Source organism: Streptomyces chrestomyceticus JCM 4735, from assembly GCF_003865135.1.
Taxonomy (GTDB): Bacteria; Actinomycetota; Actinomycetes; order Streptomycetales; family Streptomycetaceae; genus Streptomyces; species Streptomyces chrestomyceticus.
The window spans coordinates 4530825-4551729 of sequence record NZ_BHZC01000001.1 but is presented as its reverse complement, the minus strand read 5'-3'; the positions used below and the strand labels follow the sequence as shown (position 1 = coordinate 4551729).

25 protein-coding genes and 1 pseudogene are annotated in these 20905 nt (G+C 72.1%); 10 read left to right on the top strand and 16 right to left on the bottom strand.

Features of this window, described 5'->3' with window-relative positions; all coding sequences use genetic code 11:
* Positions 1–10: 10 nt before the first annotated feature.
* Positions 11–576 (bottom strand): annotated as a pseudogene (locus EJG53_RS19465) (TetR/AcrR family transcriptional regulator C-terminal domain-containing protein).
* Between the two features lie 175 nt (positions 577–751).
* Here EJG53_RS19465 and EJG53_RS19460 point away from each other — a divergent pair.
* From EJG53_RS19460 to EJG53_RS19450, 3 genes are all read left to right on the top strand, one after another.
* Positions 752–2263 carry a monooxygenase gene (locus EJG53_RS19460; protein WP_125045915.1) on the top strand — a complete coding sequence of 504 codons (1512 nt, stop codon included), beginning with the start codon at positions 752–754 and terminating at the stop codon, positions 2261–2263.
* Between the two features lie 76 nt (positions 2264–2339).
* On the top strand, positions 2340–2693 hold the full coding sequence (locus tag EJG53_RS19455; protein WP_125045914.1) for a RidA family protein: 354 nt from the start codon (positions 2340–2342) through the stop codon (positions 2691–2693).
* A gap of 101 nt (positions 2694–2794) precedes the next feature.
* On the top strand, positions 2795–3013 hold the full coding sequence (locus EJG53_RS19450) for a hypothetical protein (protein WP_030017583.1): 219 nt from the start codon (positions 2795–2797) through the stop codon (positions 3011–3013).
* A 36-nt stretch (positions 3014–3049) separates the two neighbouring features.
* Here the strand turns inward: EJG53_RS19450 and EJG53_RS19445 are convergent, their stop codons facing one another.
* Complete coding sequence (locus EJG53_RS19445; RefSeq protein WP_125045913.1) at positions 3050–3394, bottom strand: hypothetical protein; 345 nt, start codon at positions 3392–3394, stop codon at positions 3050–3052.
* On the bottom strand, positions 3391–3537 hold the full coding sequence (locus tag EJG53_RS40660) for a hypothetical protein (protein ID WP_154806384.1): 147 nt from the start codon (positions 3535–3537) through the stop codon (positions 3391–3393). Before EJG53_RS40660 ends, EJG53_RS19445 begins: the two co-directional genes overlap by 4 nt.
* A 301-nt stretch (positions 3538–3838) precedes the next feature.
* On the opposite strand from EJG53_RS40660, the gene EJG53_RS19440 reads away from it, so the two are divergent.
* Positions 3839–4090, top strand: a complete 252-nt coding sequence (locus tag EJG53_RS19440) for a GntR family transcriptional regulator (RefSeq protein WP_371858804.1) — start codon at positions 3839–3841, stop codon at positions 4088–4090.
* Between the two features lie 79 nt (positions 4091–4169).
* Here the strand turns inward: EJG53_RS19440 and EJG53_RS19435 are convergent, their stop codons facing one another.
* The 3 genes from EJG53_RS19435 to EJG53_RS19425 all read right to left on the bottom strand — a co-directional run bounded on the left by EJG53_RS19435 (position 4170) and on the right by EJG53_RS19425 (position 5756).
* A complete protein-coding gene (locus EJG53_RS19435; protein ID WP_125045911.1) occupies positions 4170–4727 on the bottom strand; it encodes a Uma2 family endonuclease in 558 nt (185 codons plus the stop codon).
* Between the two features lie 161 nt (positions 4728–4888).
* On the bottom strand, positions 4889–5110 hold the full coding sequence (locus tag EJG53_RS19430) for a hypothetical protein (protein ID WP_125045910.1): 222 nt from the start codon (positions 5108–5110) through the stop codon (positions 4889–4891).
* Positions 5111–5306: 196 nt separating this feature from the next.
* On the bottom strand, positions 5307–5756 hold the full coding sequence (locus EJG53_RS19425) for a MarR family winged helix-turn-helix transcriptional regulator (RefSeq protein WP_125045909.1): 450 nt from the start codon (positions 5754–5756) through the stop codon (positions 5307–5309).
* A 188-nt stretch (positions 5757–5944) separates the two neighbouring features.
* Here EJG53_RS19425 and EJG53_RS19420 point away from each other — a divergent pair, with 188 nt between their 5' ends.
* Positions 5945–6589, top strand: coding sequence for a CatB-related O-acetyltransferase (locus tag EJG53_RS19420; protein WP_125045908.1), 645 nt, complete (start codon positions 5945–5947; stop codon positions 6587–6589).
* Between the two features lie 34 nt (positions 6590–6623).
* The gene (locus EJG53_RS19415) at positions 6624–7034 is read left to right on the top strand and encodes a hypothetical protein (protein ID WP_125045907.1); all 411 of its coding nucleotides are present in this window, start codon (positions 6624–6626) and stop codon (positions 7032–7034) included.
* Between the two features lie 26 nt (positions 7035–7060).
* Here EJG53_RS19415 and EJG53_RS19410 read toward each other — a convergent pair whose 3' ends face one another.
* The 8 genes from EJG53_RS19410 to EJG53_RS41150 all read right to left on the bottom strand — a co-directional run bounded on the left by EJG53_RS19410 (position 7061) and on the right by EJG53_RS41150 (position 13490).
* Positions 7061–7492, bottom strand: a complete 432-nt coding sequence (locus EJG53_RS19410; RefSeq protein ID WP_125045906.1) for an ankyrin repeat domain-containing protein — start codon at positions 7490–7492, stop codon at positions 7061–7063.
* Complete coding sequence (locus tag EJG53_RS19405; protein ID WP_125045905.1) at positions 7489–8424, bottom strand: S1 family peptidase; 936 nt, start codon at positions 8422–8424, stop codon at positions 7489–7491. Before EJG53_RS19405 ends, EJG53_RS19410 begins: the two co-directional genes overlap by 4 nt.
* Before the next feature lie 228 nt (positions 8425–8652).
* Entirely contained in the window at positions 8653–9774 is a 1122-nt protein-coding gene (locus EJG53_RS19400) for a methyltransferase domain-containing protein (protein WP_125045904.1), read from the bottom strand.
* A gap of 58 nt (positions 9775–9832) precedes the next feature.
* The gene (locus EJG53_RS19395; RefSeq protein ID WP_244955222.1) at positions 9833–10750 is read right to left on the bottom strand and encodes a hypothetical protein; all 918 of its coding nucleotides are present in this window, start codon (positions 10748–10750) and stop codon (positions 9833–9835) included.
* Positions 10751–10877: 127 nt separating this feature from the next.
* A complete protein-coding gene (locus EJG53_RS19390; RefSeq protein WP_030017597.1) occupies positions 10878–11714 on the bottom strand; it encodes an RNA polymerase sigma factor SigF in 837 nt (278 codons plus the stop codon).
* A gap of 191 nt (positions 11715–11905) precedes the next feature.
* Entirely contained in the window at positions 11906–12715 is an 810-nt protein-coding gene (locus tag EJG53_RS19385) for an RNA polymerase sigma factor SigF (protein ID WP_030017598.1), read from the bottom strand.
* Positions 12716–12949: 234 nt separating this feature from the next.
* Positions 12950–13243, bottom strand: coding sequence for a Dabb family protein (locus EJG53_RS19380; RefSeq protein WP_031012301.1), 294 nt, complete (start codon positions 13241–13243; stop codon positions 12950–12952).
* 82 nt (positions 13244–13325) lie between these two features.
* Positions 13326–13490 carry a hypothetical protein gene (locus EJG53_RS41150; protein ID WP_167515140.1) on the bottom strand — a complete coding sequence of 55 codons (165 nt, stop codon included), beginning with the start codon at positions 13488–13490 and terminating at the stop codon, positions 13326–13328.
* A gap of 599 nt (positions 13491–14089) precedes the next feature.
* Here EJG53_RS41150 and EJG53_RS19375 point away from each other — a divergent pair.
* The gene (locus EJG53_RS19375) at positions 14090–14458 is read left to right on the top strand and encodes an ArsR/SmtB family transcription factor (RefSeq protein WP_030017600.1); all 369 of its coding nucleotides are present in this window, start codon (positions 14090–14092) and stop codon (positions 14456–14458) included.
* Entirely contained in the window at positions 14355–17357 is a 3003-nt protein-coding gene (gene mgtA / locus EJG53_RS19370) for a magnesium-translocating P-type ATPase (RefSeq protein WP_125045903.1), read from the top strand. Before EJG53_RS19375 ends, mgtA begins: the two co-directional genes overlap by 104 nt.
* On the opposite strand, the gene EJG53_RS19365 is transcribed toward mgtA, so the two are convergent.
* On the bottom strand, positions 17348–18955 hold the full coding sequence (locus tag EJG53_RS19365; RefSeq protein ID WP_125045902.1) for an LCP family protein: 1608 nt from the start codon (positions 18953–18955) through the stop codon (positions 17348–17350). The genes mgtA and EJG53_RS19365 overlap by 10 nt on opposite strands.
* Positions 18956–19090: 135 nt before the next feature.
* Here EJG53_RS19365 and tatA point away from each other — a divergent pair, with 135 nt between their 5' ends.
* The gene (gene tatA, locus EJG53_RS19360) at positions 19091–19336 is read left to right on the top strand and encodes a Sec-independent protein translocase subunit TatA (protein WP_125045901.1); all 246 of its coding nucleotides are present in this window, start codon (positions 19091–19093) and stop codon (positions 19334–19336) included.
* 26 nt (positions 19337–19362) lie between these two features.
* Positions 19363–19845 (top strand): hypothetical protein, encoded by a 483-nt coding sequence (locus tag EJG53_RS19355; RefSeq protein ID WP_125045900.1) that lies wholly within the window; start codon positions 19363–19365, stop codon positions 19843–19845.
* An 89-nt stretch (positions 19846–19934) separates the two neighbouring features.
* On the opposite strand, the gene EJG53_RS19350 is transcribed toward EJG53_RS19355, so the two are convergent.
* Entirely contained in the window at positions 19935–20885 is a 951-nt protein-coding gene (locus EJG53_RS19350) for a pirin family protein (protein WP_125045899.1), read from the bottom strand.
* Between the last annotated feature and the right edge of the window lie 20 nt (positions 20886–20905).

Below are 20905 nucleotides of genomic sequence, written 5' to 3'. Positions count from 1 at the left end.
GCCTGCGTGATCATTTGCGCGCCGGCGGCGCGTGCCGCGCCCGCAGGCCCTCGATGAGCAGGTCGAGGCCGAATTCGAAGAGCCCGGTGAAGTCCGTGCTGGTGAGGGTGGGGAGGGTGGCGCTGAGGTGGGGGTACGTCCCTGCCGTCACGGCGTCGCGGAGGACGCTCGCGTCCTCGGGGGCCCGTCCTGCGCCTGGAGCGCCGCCTGCTCCTCCAGGGTGTGGCCGACGGTGTAGTTGACCACCGTGTAGAGCGCGCGGGCCGCCGCGTCGTCGGCGAAGCCTGCCTCGCGCAGTACGCCCACGAACGCGTCGGCGAAGCCGAGGACGCTGGCTCCCGTCGCGTGGGTGCCCGCGAAGACGCGAGCGCCGTCGCGGTGGGCGAGCAGGGCTTCGCGTTCGGCGCGGGCGAGGGCGGTCAGCCGCTCGCTCCAGTCGCCGCCGTCCGTCGCCGCTGCTTCCGCGACGCCCTCCATCATCCGTTCCGCCATGGCGGTGAGCAGATCCTGCTTGGTCGCGAAATAGCGGTACAAGGCGCCTGCCTGTACGCCCATCGCGTCGGCGAGCCGTCGCATGGTCAGCGCGTCGAGGCCCGACTGATCCAGCAGGTCGAGCGCCGTTTGCAGGGTGCGGGTGCGGTCGAGACGGGCGGGTCGGCCGCGGGCGGGGCTTGACGGGGAGCTCATGAGCCTCACTATAGTGAACGCTGTTCACGTGAACGCTGTTCATTAAATAGAGAGGTGTCCTCCGATGAACGTTGATGTGGCTGTCGCGGGCGCAGGACCGACCGGCCTGCTGCTCGCCTGCGAGCTGGCGCTGGCCGGCGTACGCACCCGTGTCTTCGAGCGCCGTACCGAGCCGCAGCGCGACTCCCGCGCGCTGAGCCTCCACCCGCGCAGCGTGGAAGTGATCGACCAGCGCGGGCTGCTCGACCGCTTCCTCCCGCTCGGCCGCCCCGTGCCCGGCTGGCACTTCGCCCAGCTCCCCACCCACCTGGACTTCTCCACGCTGGACTCCCGGCACGGCTACTCGCTGTTCCTCGCCCAGGCGCACACCGAGGCGCTGCTGGCGGAGCGCGCCCGGGAGCTGGGCGTCGAGATCGAGCGCGGGTACGAGGTCGCCGGGCTGAGCCAGGACGCCGACGGGGCCGAGGTGGAGGTGCGGGGCCGGGACGGCAGCGTCGCGACGATACGGGCCCGTTACGTCGTCGGCTGCGACGGCGGACGCAGCGTCGTACGGCAGTCCGCCGACATCGCCTTCCCGGGTACGGACGAAACCTTCACCGGCGTACTCGGCGACTTCGCGGTCACCGACCCCGCCGCCCTCGACACCGCCCGCGCGCGGGGCGTACTGGTCGCCCCCATGGAGGACGGCGTCGTCCGGCTCGTCTACCTGGACCCCGAGCGTATCCGGGTGCCGTCCGGCGAACCCGTGACCCTGGAGGAGTTCCGCGCGTCACTGACCCGCATCTGCGGCTCCGACTGCGGCGTCGCCGAACCGCGTTGGCTCTCCCGCTTCGGCAACGCCACCCGGCTCGCCGAGAGCTACCGCGCCGGCCGCGTCCTCCTGGCGGGCGATGCCGCCCACATCCACTTCCCCGCGGCGGGCCAGGGCCTCAACACCGGCCTCCAGGACGCGATGAACCTCGGCTGGAAGCTGGCCGCCGTGGTCAACGGCTGGGCCCCGCCCGGCCTCCTGGACAGCTACGACGCGGAACGCCGCCCCGTCGGACAGTCCGTCACCGAGAACACCGAGATCCAGACCCTGCTGGCCGAACTGACCCTCGTACCGCAGTACCGGCGCCCCGCCACGTCCCTGCGTGCCCTCTTCGACGAACTCCTCAACATGCCGCAGGTCAACCGCACCCTCGCCGCCCGGGTCTCCGCCCTCGGCACGGCCTATCCGCCGGCCACCCCCGGTGCCGACCCGCTGGTGGGGCACCGGATGCCGGACATCGGCCTGACCGCCGCCGGGTCGGAGGCGGTACGGGTGTACGAACTCCTCCCGGCCGCCCGGTACGTCCACCTCGACCTCGCGGGCGACGCGCCGGACCTCGGTCCGACGGTCACCGCGGGCTGGGGCTCGCGCGTCACCCCCGTCACCGTCACCGCACGGGACGCCCACCCCGACCTGGACGGCGTGACCGAGATCCTCGTACGCCCCGACGGCCACGTGGCCTGGGCCACCCGTACCACCGACGCCCGCGCCCGCCGGGCCGAACGGACCGAGGCGCTCACGACTTGGGCGGGTACGCCGTCGTGACCCCCGGCCCCGAGAGGGCAGCGCCCTCACACCTCCGCAACGCCTCAATCCCTCCGGCTTACCCAGCCCGGCACCCTTGATCAGCCAAGTCGTCGTCACCGAAGGCGTACGGCTGGCGCACCTGTCGGGGCAGGTCGCCTGGGACGCCGACGGACGGCCCGTCGGACCCGGCGATCACGCGGCCCAGGCCGCCCAGATAGCCCGCAACCTGGATACGGCCCTCGCGGCGGTCGGCGCCACCCGGGACGACATCATCAAAGAAACCGTCTACGTCGTGGACTACACCCCCGCCCTGCTCCCTGAGATCTTCGTCCCACTGCGAGCAGGCACTACGGAGGCACCGGCGAGCACACTGGTGGGCGTCGCCGCCCTCTTCGCACCTGAGTACCTGCTGGAAGTCGAAGTGGTAGCGGCGTTGCGCACCCGGTAGGGCCGGTGGGGCCGGTGGAGCGGATCGGCGGGGCAACTGTGCTGTGACCCACGAGGCCCAGGGGTGTGCCGTCCATGCCGGGTTCGCTAGTGTCCTGGCCTATGGCGAACTACCAGCAGAACCCGGCCAACGGCCAGCCCGACCCGGCCGGCAGCACGCAGATGTTCCGCGCCTTCGTGGACGAGGGCGCCCCCGAGCCCGGCGGCCGCCGGGCAGCGGCCCAGCAGCAGTCGTCCGGCGGCCCCCGCATCGGCGTCATCGTCGGCGTGATCGTCGCGATCGCGGTCGTCGTCGGCGCCGCCTGGCTCGCCCTGAGCTGACCGGCCCGTCCCCGGCCACGTCGCCCTGACGTCCCCTCACTCGGCCGCGGCCAAGCGGCCGACGCCCCCCTTTCCGCTCGCACCGCCCAGGCCGGGAATCCGCCGGCCTCGGCTGTCGGCGACCCGCAACGCGTCGTGCAGCGCCTCGACCAACCGATTGGCGAGAAAGCGCAGTTCACTGGCGGACGCGTCGGGTTCGCCCAGCATCACCCCGGCGTGCTCGAGCAGCTCCGTGCCCATGTCGAGCTGCGCTGCCTCCATGTCGTCCGCGAACCGCGCCACGTAGCCGTCACCGTCGGTCGACAGCAGACACTGCTTCCCGCCCTCCTCCGACCAGGGCAGCAGGCGCATGCCCGGTACGGGCCCCTCCGCCGCGCTCATACGGCGAACTCCCCGTGCATCGTGCGGATGCGCGCGAAGCGGTGAGCTTGTCGCTCGGTGTACTGCGCTTCGTAGGCGGTGAGGTAGGGGCGTACGAGGGGGGAGGTGTTGGTGTTCAGGGGGGTGTCGAGGGAACTCGGCACGCGGTGCACCGGCCTCGCGGTGGGGGTGGGGCGCACAGGCGCGCGAAGGGTAGTGACGGGGGCAGGCGTTGGCGGTGCGAGGTGATACCGCAGCCAGGTCGTGGCGCGGCGGATACGGTGGTGCACGTCGACGCTCTTTTCGCTTTTGGGTCGTTGGCCATGCCCCGGGGCCGGTTGCAGCGGTCGCCGGGGCTCACCTTTCGTCGGGTCCATATGGCCCTGTTGGCTCCTGTATACACCGTAGGCGGCTACGGGCGCATCTATGCTGTGCTAGTTACCCATGCGTAGAGTCCCGTTCGTGATGGAGTTCGACCCGACGCGGCCCAAGTGGATGCAGATCGCCGACGTGATCCGAGAGCGGATCGCGAGTGGGGCTTATCCTCCTCGCCACCTCATCTCTGAAGTGAAGATGGAGCAGGAGTTCGGTGTCGCGCGCGTGACGGTCCGGAAGGTGACTGCTGCCCTCCGGAAGGACGGGCTCATCGTCACCACGCCTGGCATGGGGTCATTCGTGACCGAGCGCAACGTCGACGAATCGACCGACGAGGGCTGACGCCGCCCCCTACACCCGCCTGCCCCGGCCAGGGCCTTGGCGGTAGGGGCCGCTGATTCGGCCCAGCCGAGCCGGTCGCTCACAGGTCGCTCATGTCCAGGTCCGTCCCGAACGGGGCCGGGATGTGCAGCGGCGTCCCGTACGGCAGCGGGCCGGTGATGCGGGTGTAGCCGAGCCGGTCGGGCTCGGCGAACAGGGTGAGTGCGCGCTGCTGTCGGTCTACGAGCAAGTACAGCGGCGCTCCGTACTCGGCGTAGCGGCGACGCTTGACGACGCGTTTGGTGTGGGCGTCCGCCTCCGACGTGACCTCCACGATCAGCAGCGTCTGGCCGGGGCGGAGGGCACCGGCGTTCTTGGCTACGGCGGCCGGGACGACGGCGAGGTCGGGTACGTACCAGTTGGGCGAGCCGGGCAGGTCGAGGTCGCCGGAGCCGATGATGCAGTGGATGTCGGCGGCGCGGGGGCCGAGCTGATGGCGGAGGCGGTCGGCGATGGTCTCGTGGGCCCAGGACAGGGACAGCGGCTCAATGACGCCCTCGATGAGCTGGGCCCGGCCGCCGTGGGCATGCCGGAGGGCGTACTTCAGGGCGTGCTCCGGAGTGACGGTGTCGCCGTAGCCGGCCGACTTGGGGCTCATACGCGCATCTTCGTGGAAGGCGGCGGCTGGCCATGCGCCCCTTCAGTGCCGTCACACGACCGTGTCACTACGGCACCGGCCGAAGCCATGAGCACGGCTCCGGCCGGTGGAGACGCATGGCGCGCGCTCGGCTGTGCTGTCGGCGCGCTACCCGATCCCCGTCAGTAGATCTCCAGGACGAAGTCACCGGGGCCGGCCGGCATGCAGCGGAAGCCCCTGATGTTGCCGGGAGCCATCGCCGCGTTGCCGGCGTCGAAGCAGGCGGCCTTTGTCGGGAAGTGGCGGTTCTCGGCGGACGCCGAGCCTGCCGTGCCGATCGAGATGCCCGAGACCGTGGCCAGAGTGGCCAGGCCGACTGCTGCCTTCTTGCGGAGGTTACGCACTTCTTGTCTCACTCCAACGTTTCTCTTCCCGGTGGGTGCGCCAGGCGCTGCGGGACGCAGCGAGCGCCCCGGACGTTCCGAATACTGCGGAACGATCACTTCCGGAACGATCTTGCCGAAGTGGACTAACGCGCGGGTAACGCATTGGCCTGGCCGAAGGCGCCCAGGCCCCAGGGCCCTGGACCGGCCGCCCGGACTACTCTCGCCGGAAGGGGAACGGGCCCCCTTGCGCCAGCGCGCGCTCGCAAGCGGCGTCCAGGGCTGCCTTCTGGTTCTGACCCGCGGCCTTCAGGAACTCCTCGTCCAGCTCGGACAGGATGCCTCGCGCCTGGGTGAGCAGCGCGCGGCCCTTGTCCGTCAGCTCCAGGCGCGCGCGGTGGCCCTGGCCGCGCAGGTTGCGTTCCACCGCGCCCAGTTCCTCCAGCATGAGGACGGTCGCGCGCATGCTCTGGCTCGTCACGCCCGCGCGGCGGGCCAGGTCGCTGTACGACAGGTCGGGGTCGCGGGAGATGTGCCCGAGCGCCCCGAACAGCCGCATCGACAGGCCGATGCCGGTAAGCCGCGTTTCCAGTTGCTCCTGCAGACGCCTTCCGGTGGCGATCACCATCATGACCGTCGACAGGGCACTCTCCGGCGCCTTGCTCACCTGTGACTCTCCCTACCGGTGTGCGTGAGTACGGGGCTCTTCCGGTGCCAGTGTCCCAGGTGGTGGGGGCGGAGCCTGGGGTCGATCGGTTAATCGGTCGTCCGGGGTGGTGGCGGTTGGGATCATGACGTGCGGGCCGGGAGCAAGGTACGGCCCCAGTCGTACCCCCTACGAGAGGGCGATGCCCGATGCCACTTGTCCCCGCTGACCCGAACGTCGTGCACCCGATGCCCGGCCAGCCGCGGGTGGTGCTGCTGAAGCCCCTCGTCACCTCGCCGCTCATCGAGGTCGGCGACTTCTCGTACTACGACGACCCGGACGACCCGACCGCGTTCGAGACGCGGAACGTGCTGTACCACTACGGGCCCGAGAAGTTGATCATCGGCAAGTACTGCGCGCTGGGCGAGGGCGTGCGGTTCATCATGAACGGCGCCAACCACCGGATGGACGGCCCCTCGACGTTCCCCTTTCCGATCATGGGCGGGTCGTGGGCCGACCACTTCGACCTGATCAGCGGGCTGCCGGGCAAGGGCGACACGGTGGTCGGCAACGACGTGTGGTTCGGGTACCGGTCCATGGTCATGCCGGGCGTACGGATCGGCCACGGCGCGGTCATCGCCTCCGGGGCCGTCGTCGTGGACGACGTACCCGATTACGGCATCGTCGGCGGCAACCCGGCCAAGCTGATCCGCCGCCGCTACGACGCGGCCGACACCGAGCGGTTGCTCGAACTGGCCTGGTGGGACTGGCCGGTCGAGCACATCACCGAGCATGTTCGGACGATCATGTCGGGGTCGGTGGAAGAGCTGGCGGCGGTGGCGCCGAAGCCGTAGAACATAGGGCAGCACGCACGTGTGAGGGGGACACATGGCCTTCGTACTCGTCGCGGCCGCCATCCTGGTGGTGGAGACCGTCGTCTTGCTGCTCGCCTGTTTCGGCGTCGAACAGCGGGACCGGCGCCACCCCGGAGATTCCGGGGGAGAGGGCGAGGCAGCACCCCGACGGCGTGACGACGCCGGGCTCGGCCCCGGCCTGCTGTATGCGGTCGCCGCACTGGCCATGGTCGTCACGGCCGTGTTCAGCGGCACCGACTTCGAGTGGAGCGTCGGCACCCTCGGCGTGCTCGGCGTACTCGGTGTGCTGGTGCCGGGGTACGCGGGCCGGACCGTGCGGCTGCTCAGCACTCGGGGACGCGGGAAGCCGTTCACGCGCTGGCAGGAGGTACCGGCGTACGTACTGGCCGCGTTCGGCGGGGCGACTGCGGTCGCCTTCAACTGACCGTCTGGGCCAGGTGACGACCGGGATCAGGCATCCCGGGGCCGTGCGCCCGCCGCGATGAGCGCGGCCGCCGTCTCCGGGTGGGGCTGGAAGTCCTTGGTGGCCCAGTCGAGTGGGGTGTGGCCGGTGCCGCCGTCCTCGCGGAGGTTCGGGTCGGCGCCGTGGGCGAGGAGGATGCGTACGACGTCGAGGTGCCCCCAGGCCGCGGCCGCGCACAGCGGGGTGCCTTCCGTACCGTGACCGCTCTCCGCGTCCGGCGCGGCACCGGCGGACAGGAGCAGGCGGGCCACGGCCGCGTCACCGTGCACGGACGCGGCGTAGAGGGGAGTGGTGCCCTCGGCGTTCGCGGTGTTCGGCTGGGCTCCGGCGCGGAGCAGCGCGGCGGCTGCGGGTGCGTCGCCGAGCAGCGCGGCCGTCACGAGCTTCCTCGTCAGCTTCTTCTGCCGTCGCCGGTTCATGCCCGGCCGCCACTCGGGCGCGCGGTGGCGCGCAGCTCCGGCAGCAGTGCCGGCACGTCGGCGAACGCCGCGTCGGCGGGCTGCCCGCAGACCTTGCCGGCGGTCTCGCCCGCGAAACTGAAGATGCCGGTCAGTACGGGGCCGCGCCGGCCCCAGGCCACCAGCGGGCTGCCGCTGTCGCCGAAGCACATGGTCGTGGCGGTGCGGTCCGAGCGGACGGCGCGTGCGTCCCGGGCGCAGAAGACCGATGCCTTGTTCACCACCGCGGGCGTCTGCGCGGCGCACTGCTCGTGTCCTCGTACGGTGAGGTCGCCGCGGCGAAGCACGTCGCCGCGGATCTCCGCGCCGGGCCGGGACGGGTCCGGGGCGGCCGTCGTACCGTGACTGAAGATCGATACGGGGGTGCCTGGGCGGGGCCGGTGCTGGACGACGGGGAGCGGCCTGATGCCGTGTACCGGCTCGCTGAGGCGGAGTTCGGCCAGGTCGTAGGCGGCCGAGGACAGTTCCGGACGGTCGGGGGCGACGGGGGACGGCAGGAGTTCGTAGCGCGGGTGCAGGGTGGCGCTGCGTATGGTGCGTACGGTGCCGGGGTCCTGCGAGAGGACCGAGGAACCCAGGTGGACTTCCATGCGTTCTACGTCCACACCGTTCACGCAGTGGGCCGCGGTGAGGATGCGGTCGGGTGCGACGAGGACGCCACCGCAGGACGCCCGGTCCAGCAGCGGGGTGTCGCCTTTCTCGGCCAGCGTCGCGAGCCAGGGCGCGGCGCCCGGCCGGGGGAGTTGCGTGCCGCCGGACATGGCCTGGGCCGGGCCCGCGAGGCCCACGGTCGTGGTCAGGGCGACGGCGAGTGCGACCGCTCCGAGTGCTGCCCCGGCACGCGCGCCCACCCGGCGCTCCGCGCGCTCCGCTCGTCTCTGCTTCCGCCCCATGGCCTGCTCCCCGCTCCTGATCGGCTTCCGCGCATGTCCCCGCTTCGGGGCCTACGTCGTTGGCTGTGACAGGAGTTGAAGGTAGTGCGCGGGTGGCCAGAAGGAATCAGCCTCCGGTCTCGTCGGCGATCAGTCTGCGGGGTGACGACCCTGATAGGGCCTCGGGGGCGGGCCGCGCGTCCGGACACCCGCACACCCCCGCGTGCGCCTCCGCGCGCCTTCGTCTTCTTACGGGCCCACCGGCCAGCTCGGCCCGTCCTCCTCCGACCTGAACCACGTCCGGTGGTCGTCACCGTCCACCGTCATGCCGAAGTCGAAGACTTCCGGCCTGCCCGCCGTCAGCCACCACTCATAGGCCCGCTCGGCCTCGGTGGCCAAGTCGCGGTCGCCCCACTGGTACGTCTCCCCGGCGCACACGTAGGCCCAGGCAGTGTCCGTCGACAGCCACCAGGCGGGGACGGCGTCCGGTGTGGGCGTACGGGTCGCGTGGACGCCGGGCAACTGGAGGCCGAGTGCGAAGCGGGCGTGGAAGTCGTCGAGGAAGTCCGGCGGGAGCGTGGCCGTGCCGTACCGGCTCTCCGACCACCGCTGTGGGGTGTAGACGCGCGGGAGCGGGTTGTCGGCGCGGCGCTGGCCGCGCAGGTCCATGAACGTCAGCGGCATGCCGAAACGGCCGCCGGTGGCGCGGCCGTCGGCGCCGACGGCCAGGACGGCCAGGCCGGCGGGCTGGAGTGTGGACTTCCACGGCGTGACGATGCGCGCGCCGGGGGCGCACTGGGCGATCCAGGCGGCGGGGACGCGGGACAGCGACGCCGTACAGAGGACGCGGTCGTACGGGGCGCCCTGCGCACAGCCGCCCTCGCCGTCCGCGCAGATCACGCGGGGCCGGTAGCCGAGGCCGGACAGCCGCGCGCGAGCGGTGTCGGCCAGCGTGCGGTCGACTTCGACGGTGGTGAGGTCGGCGGCGCCGACCCGCTCGCACAGCAACGCCGAGTCGTAGCCCGTACCGGTGCCGATGTGCAGTACCCGGCTGCCGGGGTCCGGGTCGGTGGCGGCGAGGGTGGTCAGTACGGCGTCGGCCGCGCTGAGCGAACTCGTGGGCAGCCGGCCCGTACCGTCGGCGTGCGCGGGGCGACCGTCGTCCACCTGCGTGACCACGGGCTCGGTGGGGTGGTGGACCAACGCCGCCCACCGCTGCTCGTCGTCGGCGCGCGCGACGGGGTGGTACCGGTCGTCGTCGGAGTGCCACACCCAGACGGTGTCGGGCGCGAACGCGTCCCGGGGGACGGCGCGGAAGACCGCGCGCATCCAAGGGCGCTCGAACGCGCCTTGGGCGTCGAGGTGATGCATGGCCTGAAAGTGATGGTGGTTGAGGCCGAGTGGGGGTGGAGCGGTGCGTTCCGGCCTGTCAGTGCCAGTCAACGCGTACGTCTCGCGTCTCGATGTGCATCCCCAGCGGCACGCGCCAGGCCGACACGCAGACGCGCCAGGTGGCCGTGCGGTGCGTGTGGCCGGTGATGGGGGTGGGGAGTGGGTGGGTGGAGGTGCGGGTGGTCCAGTCGATGCCCAGGGCGCCGATGATGTGGGTGCCGAAGGTGACGGTGCCCGAAGTGACGGGGCGGCCACCGGTGTTGCGCAGGGTGAGGGAGACGTTTTCGCACCAGCGGACGTCGGCGCCGGTGCGGTTGACGGGGCCGGTGGTGAGGTGGGGAGGGGTGTTGGGTTTGGGGGCCGGAGTGGGCGTGGGAGTGGGGGTTGGCCGAGGGCTGGGGGCGGGGCCAGGGCCGGGAGGGGCCGTGGGGCGCGCTGGTGGACGCTGAGGTGGGGCTTCGGAGGGGCGTCCGGGCGGGGTGCCGGGGGTACTGGTCTGATCGGCTGCACGGCTGCTGCCGTCACCGTTGCGGCTGCCCGTGGCGGGATTCGGGGCGGCCGGGGGCGCGCCGCCTGAGCCGGGTGTGGCGGATGTGTCGGAGCCCGTCGGCGATGAGGAGGCGTACGGGGGTGAGCCGTTGCCGGTCGCGGGGGCTCCGTCTCCGTCCAGCGGGGTGAGAGTGATCCCCTCGTGCGGGGGTACCGGTCCGGTCGGGGACCGGTCGTCCGCCGGGCCGGCGGCGCCCAGTGCGGCGTGGCCGCGGCCGTTGTCGCTGCCGCAGGCGGTGAGCAGCGCGGCCAGGAGCAGGGCGGTGGCCGGCAGGAGGACGCGCGGGACGGGTGATGACCGCGGGAGGAACGAGGCGCGCAAAAGGCGCAGGGGCAGGTGAGCCTGCGAGGCGGAGCGGGTACGGGGAGCACTTGCGGTTCTCGGGGCGCGCGTGGTCCGTCGCATCGGGCCAGTGTCACTGACGGTACGTCAGTTGCATAGGCCCGGTACGGCAGGGCGTCGGCCCGTACGGGGAGCGGGGGCCGGACGGTGGCGACCGGCCGGTCCGGCGAGGTGTGGGCCGGGCCCGGGCTCAGTCCGAGATCAGGCCGTCGCGCAGGGTGGCCAGGGTGCGGGTGAGCAGGCGGGAGACGTGCATCTGGGAGATGCCGACCTCTTCGCCGATCTGGGACTGGGTCATGTTGGCGAAGAAGCGCAGCATGATGATCTGGCGCTCCCGGGGCGGGAGTTTGGCCAGCAGGGGCTTGAGGGACTCGCGGTACTCGACGCCCTCCAGCGCGCTGTCCTCGTAGCCCAGGCGGTCCGCGAGGGAGCCCTCGCCGCCGTCGTCCTCGGGGGACGGGGAGTCGAGCGAGGAGGCGGTGTAGGCGTTGCCGACCGCGAGGCCGTCGACGACGTCCTCCTCGGACACGCCGAGGCACTGGGCCAGTTCGGTGACGGTGGGGGAGCGGTCGAGCTTCTGGGCCAGTTCGTCGCTGGCCTTCGTCAGGGCGAGGCGCAGCTCCTGGAGGCGGCGCGGGACGCGGACCGACCACGAGGTGTCGCGGAAGAAGCGCTTGATCTCGCCGACCACCGTCGGCATCGCGAACGTCGGGAATTCGACGCCGCGTTCGCAATCGAAACGGTCGATGGCCTTGATCAGACCGATCGTGCCGACCTGGACGATGTCCTCCATCGGCTCGTTGCGACTGCGGAATCGTGCCGCCGCGTAACGCACCAGCGGCAGGTTCAGTTCGATGAGCGTGTCGCGTACGTACGTGCGCTCCGGGCTGTCCTTGTCGAGCGTGGCCAGCCGCAGGAAGAGGGAGCGGGAGAGCGTACGGGTGTTGAGAGCGTCGTCGTCGTGCACATGTGGTGCCGGCGCGGGAATCGCGGGAAGCACCTTCGAGCTGCCCAGTTCTACGGACATGCCACCCCCTTGAGGTCGCGGTCGGGTCGCTGCGGCGCCCTCGGTCCGCGGCGGAACCGAGAACTTATGCCTCCACCTGAATACCGGAGGCGGCGCCACGGCAAACGCGGTTCCTGCAGAATGTCACATGTCGGCAACACGCTGTAGCGCCATGTCGACATATCTGTGCAGGAACGGGTAGCCCGTCCCGGTTAGGCTTCGATCCTGTTTGCGGACCGCAGTCGTGCGAAGCTCCGCGACAGTAGCCGCGACACGTGCATCTGCGACACCCCCAGCTCGGCGCTGATCTGAGATTGCGTCAAGTTGCTGTAGTAACGAAGGAGCAGGATGCGCTGCTCGCGCTCGGGGAGCTGGACGAGGAGGTGCCGGACGAGGTCCCGGTGCTCGACCCCGGCCAGCTCCGGATCCTCGTACCCGAGCCGGTCCAGCAGGCCCGGCAGGCCGTCACCCTCCTGGGCGGCCTCCAGGGAGGTCGCGTGGTACGAGCGGCCCGCCTCCAGACAGGCCAGCACCTCGTCCTCACCGATCTTGAGCCGTTCGGCGATCTCCGCGGTCGTCGGCGACCGGCCGTGCAGCACGGTCAGGTCCTCCGTGGCGCCGTTGACCTGCACCCACAGCTCGTGGAGGCGGCGCGGTACGTGGACGGTGCGCACATTGTCCCGGAAGTAGCGCTTGATCTCGCCGACCACGGTCGGCATCGCGAAGGTGGGGAACTGGACCCCCCGGCCGGGGTCGAAGCGGTCGATGGCGTTGATGAGGCCGATCGTGCCGACCTGGACGACGTCCTCCATCGGCTCGTTACGGCTGCGGAAACGTGCCGCCGCGTAGCGGACCAGCGGCAGATTGGCCTCGATCAGGGCGGCGCGCACCCGGGCGTGCTCCGGTGTGCCCGGCTCCAGGCTCGTGAGCTCGGCGAACAGCACCTGCGTGAGTGCCCGTGTGTCCGCGCTCCTGCTCTCGCGGGATGGCGCCTTGGGCGCAGTTCGGGCCGTCACGGGCACGCCACCCTTCTCAGTCCATTCAACCGGCAAAAGCGGTCATAGCATCACAAGACATGTGCACTGTGTGCAAGCACCGTATAACGCCGTGTTGATGGCAGAGTTGATCGTCGAGGAGGCGTACGCACGGCCGGGGCCGGCAGGAAGAAGCCCCTCGCCCGCGAGGCGGGACGAGGGGCGGGGCGAGGGGTGGGCCGAAGGCGGGACGGCGCCCGTGCGCCCGGCCGGGGCCGCGGCTCAGAACTCGTAGTCGGCGATCACCCAGGTGGCGAACTCGCGCCACTGCCCGGCGGCGGCCTGATGGGCCGGGTGTTCGATATAGCGCTTGAGGGCGTCCGTGTCGGCGACGGCGGAGTTCACGGCGAAGTCGTACGCGATCGGCCGGTCCGTGATGTTCCAGGCGCACTCCCAGAACTCCAGCTCGGGGATCTGGTCGGCCAGCTCCCGGAACGCCTTCGCGCCGGCCACGACCCGCGGCTCGTCACGTCCGACACCGTCGTTGAGCTTGAAAAGAACCAGGTGGCGTATCACTGGGCGGTCCTCCGTACGGTCGGCCCGTGGCCGTCCCGCGCCGTACGTCCCGCTCCGCACGTCTGCGTACGGCCGGCGCGTCCTACGAGATCAGCTGGGTCATGAACTCGCCGACACCGTGAGCGGCCGACGAAATGCCCTCGAACCCTATCTGCACGAGATCGGCGGCGCGTGCCGGGGACGTGATGATCGTGTACAGGACGAAGACGGCCACCACGTACAGCGCGATCTTCTTCGCTTGCGCCATCTGACTGTCCCCGTCTCCCCTACGGCAGCTCCCGCCCGCCCTTCCCCAGCGTGCAGACCGGGTGAGTGTAACCACTTCCGTAACAGGGGTGGAGCCGACGGGAGGGAGAGGGGAGGGCGGTGGGGCGAGTGGGCCGGCCGTGACTTTGAGGACCAAAGGCCCTTGGAGGGAGGCCCTTTGCCTGCGTTCCGTAAGGGGCGCGCCGAGCAGGATGGTCGTGTGCCCCGCGGATCTGGCAGGAATGCGCCGGGCACGGGACACGGGCCTCGCTGCGGGGTCCACGTCGCGAGCTTCCCCCCTGACTGCGGCGCGGACTTTGGGGCCCGGTCCACCATCGGGGGAAACGGCATGTCCCCCCGTTGCCGTTTCCCCCGACCGTACGACGGAGCCCCGGCTCCGGGTCCTCGGGCCCGGGACCGGGGCTTCTGCCGTACCGGGAGCCGGGCCGCGCCGTACGGGAGCGGGGCCGCGAGCAGGTCCTCATGCGTACGGGAGTGGTCCTCATTCGTACGGGAGTGCCGGGCGCCCGGCACCTAGACTGGGACCTTTCGGGGGCACGGGCCCGTCCCTGGGCGGCCCTGGGCGGATGGAGAGCGGCTGTGACGAGTGGCGTCGAGGACGTGGCGGATCCGTCGGCCGAGGTGCTGACGGAGGCCGCGGCGACGTTCGGGCTGCTCGCGTCGCCCGCGCGCCTGCACATCGTCTGGGTGCTGGCGGGCGGCGAGTGCGACGTGAGCGGGCTGGCCGAGCGGGTGGGCGGCGCGCTGCCCGCGGTGAGCCAGCACCTGGCGAAGCTCAAGCTGGCGGGGCTGGTGCGGTCGCGGCGCGAGGGCCGCCGCGTGGTGTACCTGGTGGACGACCCCGATGTGGTGTCGATGGTGCGGTGGCTGGTGGGGCAGCTTACCGACCGGACGGGCCGGTCCGACGGCCCGGCGGTTCCGGGACGCGTCCGTGGCCTGGGCGCCTGAGAGGGCCGTGGGCTCCGCGTCCGCCCGTACGGAAGGGGAGGCGGAGCCGAGCCGGCGCACCACCGCACCACCGGACGCACGGGCGGACAGCGGCGTCCGGCTGCGCGACACCCCCGGACTCACGGCGCTGGAGACCCTGCGGACCCTGGAGAGCGGGCCGCGCGGCCTGACCGAGGCGCAGGCCGAGGAGCGGCTGCTGCGGTACGGCGACAACACGGTGCCCGAACGGCGGCCGGCCGGCCGGTCCTGGCGCTTCGTGCGCAGCCTGCGCGACCCGTTCACGACCGTGCTGCTCTGTCTGGCCCTGGTCTCGGCCGCCGTCGCCTCCTGGGGGGCGGCGTGCGTGATCGCGGTACTGGTGGTGGTCAGCGCGGTGCTGCGGTCCAGCGGCGAGTACCGCGCCGAACGGTCCACGGCGGCGCTGCGCGAGCTGATCGCCACGACGGCGACGGTGCAGCGGAGGTCCGGGGCGACCCGGGAGATACCGGTCGACCAACTGGTGCCGGGCGATGTGATCCGCCTCGGGCCGGGGGACCTGGTCCCCGCCGATCTGCGGGTGCTGCGGGCGAGCGGGCTGACGGTGCGCCAGGCGCCGCTGACGGGGGAGTCGGCGCCGGTGGCCAAGTATCCGGGGGAGGACGGTGTCGACGCCTCCGGTACCGGCGCTGCCGGAATCGATACTTCCGGTGCCGGACCGGATCTCTTCGCACGGCCCGAGCTGTGCTTCCAGGGCAGCAGCGTCGCGTCCGGCAGCGCCACCGCCGTGGTGCTGGCGACCGGCGCGGACACGGTCTTCGCCGGTACGTACCGGTCCGGTCCGTACCGGCGGCCGTCCGGAAAGGGCGCGGTCCCCGGTCCGGGGGCGCGCGACACCCGCCGTACGCGCCCCACGAGCGCCTTCGACCGCTCCGTGAACGGCGTCTCCTGGACCCTCATCCGCTTCATGCTGCTCACGCCGCCGCTGGTGCTGATGGCCAACGCCGCGCTGCGCGGCCGCGGCCTGGAGACGCTGCCGTTCGCCGTCGCGGTGGCGGTCGGGCTCACGCCCGAGATGCTGCCGGTCATCGTCACCACCGCGCTCGCCCGGGGCGCGGCGCTGCTCGCGCGCGGCGGCGAGGTGATCGTCAAGCGGCTGCCCGCGCTGCACGACCTCGGCGCGATCGACGTGCTGTGTACGGACAAGACCGGCACCCTCACCCAGGACCGTCCGGTCCTGGACTGCTCCCTCGGCCCCGACGGGCGGCCGGCGCCCGAGCCGCTGCACTGGGCGGCCGTCAACAGCCTGTGGACACTCCAGCTCGCCGAGCTGCCCACGCCGGACGCGCTCGACGAGGCGGTCCTGGAGGCGGCCGAGGACGACTTCGACGAACTGCTGGCGTACGAGGGCATCGCCGCGCTGCCCTTCGACCCGGTACGCCGCACGTCGTGCGCGGTGGTCCGTACGGACGCCGACGCGCGGGCCGGACTCCGGCTCGGCGCCCACACGCTCGTGGTCAAGGGCGCGCCCGAGGCCGTACTGGAGCGCTGCGCCCGGATCCGTACGGACCGTGCGGGGGGCGGGGACTCCGACCTGGACGACGCGGCCCGCGCCCGCCTGGCCCGGCTCGTCGCCGACCGTACGGCGGACGGGCTGCGGCTGCTGGCCGTCGCGGTCACCGAGCGGCCCGCCCGACCCGGCCGCCGCTACACGCCGGCGGACGAGCGCGGCCTGACCCTCGTCGGCTTCGTCGGGCTGCGCGACGCGCTCGCCCCGACCGCCGCCGCGGCCTGTGCGGGCCTGGCGCGGCGCGGTGTCGCCGTGAAGATCCTCACCGGCGACCATCCGGGCACCGTCACCCACGTCTGCCGGGAACTCGGACTCGACACCGGGCCCGGCGCGGTGGTCACGGCCGACCGGACCGACGGCCTCACCGACGCGGAACTCGCCCGGCTCGCCGCCCGCACGACGGCCTTCGCGCGCTGCACGCCGGAGCACAAGGCACGGATCGTGGCGGCGCTGCGGGCGGGGGCGGGCCCGGAGCCGGGACCGGGCGCGGAGACCGTGGCGGCTCCGCCCCGTACCGTCGGCTTCCTCGGCGACGGCGTCAACGACCTGCCCGCCCTGCACGCCTGCGACGTGGGCATCGCCCCGCGCGACGCCGTCGACGTCACCCGTGAGGCGGCCGACGTGGTCCTCGCCTCGAAGGACCTCGGCGCCATCGACGGTGCGATCGTCGCGGGCCGCCGCAGCAGCGCCAACATCGCCACGTACCTGCGCATCACCCTCTCCTCCAACCTCGGCAACGTCATCGCCATGCTCGGCGCCGGGCTGCTGCTGCCGTTCCTGCCGATGCTTCCGGCGCAGGTCCTGGTGCAGAACCTGTGCTTCGACGCGGTCCAGCTCGCGTTCGCCTTCGACCGGCCGGGGCCCGCCGCGCTGCGCCGGCCGGCCGTCCTGCGCCCCGCCGACCTGCTCCGCTACATCACCGGTTTCGGCCTGCTCAACGCGGCGGCCGACCTGGCCACGTTCGGCGTGCTGGTCCTCGCGGTGCACGGGGTCGGCGATCCGGGCGGCCAGGACGCGTTCCACGCCGGGTGGTTCACGGAGAACCTGCTGACGCAGGCGCTGGTGATGTACCTGCTGCGTACCGGACGCCGCTCGGCGGAAGGCCGGGCGCCCGGCCCGATCCGGCTCGCGGTGTGCGCGCTCGCCGTGATCGGGCTGCTGCTGCCCCCGTCGCCGCTGGGCCCGCTGCTGGGGATGGCGCCCCTGCCTCCCCTCTATTACGGGCTGCTGACGGCGGTGCTGGTGCTGTACGGGGCCGGGCTGGCGTGGGCCAAGGAGCGGTACGACCGTAAGGCGGCCGCGGAGCATCAGGGGCACCCGGACGCCGGGCCCGACGCGTCGCCTCAGCCGTAGGACAGGTCCGAGCAGATGTTGTCGTCGGCCGAGCGCGCCTTGCCGGCGATGTCCGACGACGCCCCGGACGCCGACGACCCGGGCGAGGGGTCCGGGCCCGGGGCGGCGGGGGACTCCAGCGCCGGATCGGACGCGTACGTGGCGCCCAGGACGACGTTGACGCCCGCGGTGGCCGTCGGCACCAACTGCGCGCCGCGGAAGCGCGCGGCGACGGTCTTGGCCTCGGCCTCCTTGCCCGCGCCGTACTCGACGACGGTGGTCGCGTGGTCCTGGGTCCGCGCGGTCGACGTGCCGGTGACGGTGAAGCCCGCGGACTTGAGCTGGTCGGCGGCGCGCGCGGCGAGGCCGGTGGCGGTGGTGCCGTTGTAGACGGCGACGCTCACGCCCGTACCTGTACCCGTACCGGGGCTCGCGTTCGTACCTGTGCCCGTCCCTGCGCCTGTTCCGGACGGCGACGGGCTCGCAGAAGCCGCCCCGGCGGATCCCGGTCCGCCCGCGTCCTTCCCGTCCAGCGTGCGGTCCGCCTTGATGTCCGCCCAGAGCCGGTCCGCGTCCGGGTGCACGATCGCGACCCGGGCGCCCTGGTAGCGCCAGGGCAGCGTGACGAACTTGGTGTTGTGCAGGTCGATGTCCTTCAGGGACATCGCGAAGGACAGCAGCTTGTCGGCCGAGTCCAGGCCGGGGTCGACGGTCATGGACTGGGTGGCGGCGTTGGCCAGCGGCAGCAGGGTGGTGGGGTTGAAGCCCTGCTCCTTGACCTTCTTGATGAGGGAGCCGACGAACGCCTGCTGGCGCTGGATACGGCCGATGTCCGAGTTGTCGCCGATGCCGTGCCGGATGCGGACGTAGTCGAGTGCCTGCTGGCCGGAGACGTTCTGCGGGCCCTTGGCGAAGATCCGCTCGCCGCGGGAGTGCCGGTTCGGGTTCAGGTCGCCCTGGTAGATGTCCTTGGGCAGGCAGACGGGTACGCCGCCCACCGCGGACGTCATCTTGGAGAAGCCCTCGAAGTCGACGACGACGGTGTGGTCGACGCGTACGCCGGACAGCTTCTCCACCGTGTTCTGGGTGCAGGCCGGGTTGCCCTGCGCGCTCTCGCCGACCGAGAACGCCGCGTTGAACATGGCGTTGTGCTGCGCGCCGGTCCACTTGCCGTTCGGGAGCCGGCACGGGGGTATCTCCACCAGGGTGTCCCGGGGGATGGAGACGGCGACCGCGTGCTTGCTGTCACCGTATATGTGCAGCAGGAAGGCGGTGTCCGAGCGGCCCACGTCGCCCTCGCCGCCGCCCAGCGAGCTGTTGTCGCCGGACCGCGAGTCGGAGCCGATGACCAGGACGTTCTGTCCGCCCGCGCCCTCGGCGGGGCGCTGCGGGCTGACCCCTTCCGCGCCGAAGGTGGTGATGTTGCCGTTGAGCTTGAAGTAGAACCAGCCGGCGCCCGCGGTGATCAGTACGAGCAGCGAGACGGCGACGATACCGGCCGTACGCAGCGGGCGCCGTTTGCGTACGGCCCGGCCCTGCGCGCGGCCCGCCCCGCTCCGGCCCGTCCTCCCGGCCCGTGCGGAACCTCCGGCCACCGCCTTGTGGCTGCTTGCTGTCATGTGTGCACCTCACCCGCGTGGCTTTGTGCCGGGGAAGACGGAAGATCCGGCCGGTTGGTTGTACAGTTGCGCAATGTAGCAAGTTATAAAGCGGACAAGCGGCCGAGCGCAGGCTGGAAGAGAGGCGGGACGACGATGCTGCGGAACGGACTGGAGCCCTGGCACCTACTGATCGTGGCGATCGTGGTGATCCTGCTGTTCGGCTCGAAGAAGCTGCCGGACACGGCACGGGCCCTCGGCAAGTCGCTGCGCATCCTCAAGAGCGAGACCAAGGCGATGAAGGACGAGAGCGGCGACGACAAGAACGCGCCGGGCGCGGGCGTCGTACGGGCGGGAGAGGCGCCGGCGGCCGCGAACGACCGTGGCCCGGCCGCTCGCTGACCGGCCGGCCGCCCGGGAGTTCCATAATGGTTGACGCGCGTCGCGATCAGCGTGCCGCGCCCCGCACCGACCACGAGGGGATACCGGACCGGATGAGCACCGAGCGCAAGCCTTCCGCACGCGCCACACGCGCCGTACGCGCAAAGGGTGGGCGGATCACCGCAGTTGTCGTGGCCCTGTTGCTCGGCCTGATGGGCGCCGCGGGTTCGGCGGCAGCGGCGGCGCCCGCCGCTCCGGCGGTCGCCCACAGTGCCCAGCAGCAGGCCGGCGGCGCACCGGCCGCGCAGGCGGAGGCCGTTCCGGCGTCCGCGCATCACGTGACGACGGCGGCCTTCGGCTCCAAGGACAAGGACGGCGACAAGAAGGACAAGAAGAAGAAAAAGGGCTTCTTCAAGAAGCTCGGCATCTTCCTCATCGTGCTGCTGATCATTTTCCTGGTCGTCATCATCGTGGTGATCTGGCTGATCGTGCACTTCGTGCGCAAGGCGTTCCGCCGCCGCAACGGCTGACGTACCGCGCGACCCGCGCAATCCGCGACGCCCCCGCCGCAAGGTCGACCTTGCGGCGGGGGCGTCGTGCTGCCGGGTCCTGCCGCTGCTCAGCGCACCCGGCCGCGCGGCTTCAGCCCCACCGTGGGGAGTTCGGGCGCGGGCAGCCGGTCGCCGTCGTAGCCGCGCACCTCGCCGAACCGGGAGCCGGAGCCGGAGTCGGCCATCCAGTCCCGCCGGGCCTCTTCGACGTCCTGCCGGGAACGGCCGACGAAGTTCCACCACATCACGATCTCCTCCTCGAACGGCGTGCCGCCGAGGAGGACCGTCCGCGCGGGCGTGTCCGACGCGTTCGTCAGCGTGAGGTGGTCGCGGCCGGGGGCGGCGTAACCGAGGTCGGCCGGGCGCAGCGGTGTGCCGGACAGGCGGACGGTGCCGTGGTCGACGAGCAGGCCGTGCTCGAAGGCCGGGTCGACGGTGAGGGTGGCCGTCGCCCCCGGGTCGAGGACGATCTCGGCGCCGAGCAGCGGGCTGAACGTACGTACCGGGGAGGTCACTCCGGCCAGGGTGCCGAGGAAGACAGCGACCTCGGCCCCGCCGACCCGTACGGAACCGGGTACGTGGTGCTGGAAGTCCGCCCGGGTGTTCCGGTGTTCGCCGGGGAGCGCGACCCAGAGCTGAACGCCGTGCAGCACGGTGGTCCGCTCCGTCGAGACCTCGGAGTGGCTGATGCCGTGGCCGGCCGTCATGAGGTTCAGTTCGCCGGGCCGTACGTACGCGTGGGTGCCCAGGCTGTCGCGGTGCTCGATCTCGCCGCTGAACAGCCAGCTCACGGTCTGCAGGCCGGTGTGCGGGTGCGGGGCGACGTCCATGCCGCCCGTCGCCGCGACATCGTCGGGGCCGTAGTGGTCGGCGAAGCACCAGGCGCCGATGAGGCTACGGGAGCGCTGCGGCAGCGTACGGCGTACGGTCATCGCCCGCGGACCGCCCAGGGGGACGTCACGCGGGGTGAAGACCTCGATGCCGGGCAGCTCGGCGGGCCGGGCTTCCTCGTCGCTCATGGGCGTAGCCTTCCCGGGCA